1 other RNA gene is annotated in these 504 nt (G+C 53.5%); it reads left to right on the top strand.

Annotated features, from left to right (window positions below):
* Positions 1 to 249: RNase P RNA component class A (gene rnpB / locus AACU94_RS24555), an RNA gene on the top strand; the annotation flags it as partial.
* Positions 250 to 504 lie beyond the last annotated feature (255 nt).

Raw genomic sequence — 504 nt, 5'->3', positions numbered from 1 at the left:
AACAGAGAGCAAACCGCCGATGGCCCACGCGAGTGGGATCAGGTAAGGGTGAAAGGGTGCGGTAAGAGCGCACCGCGCGGCTGGTAACAGTCCGTGGCACGGTAAACTCCACCCGGAGCAAGGCCAAATAGGGGTTCATAAGGTACGGCCCGTACTGAACCCGGGTAGGCTGCTTGAGCCAGTGAGCGATTGCTGGCCTAGATGAATGACTGTCCACGACAGAACCCGGCTTATCGGTCAGTTTCACCTCTTCAACGAAAACCCGCTAGTGCAAACTGGCGGGTTTTTGCTTTTAGCGGGGCGGTAAGATGAATGACTGTCCACGACGCTATACCCAAAAGAAAGCGGCTTATCGGTCAGTTTCACCTCTTCAACGAAAACCCGCCAGTGCAAACTGGCGGGTTTTTGCTTTTGCGCGGCAGTAAGATGAATGACTGTCCACGACNCTATACCTAAAAGAAAGCGGCTTATCGGTCAGTTTCACCTTCTTTTCAACGAAACCGA

This window comes from Escherichia sp. E4702 (genome assembly GCF_963883545.1).
GTDB lineage: Bacteria > Pseudomonadota > Gammaproteobacteria > Enterobacterales > Enterobacteriaceae > Escherichia.
This window is presented reverse-complemented; position numbering and strand designations above follow the sequence as displayed.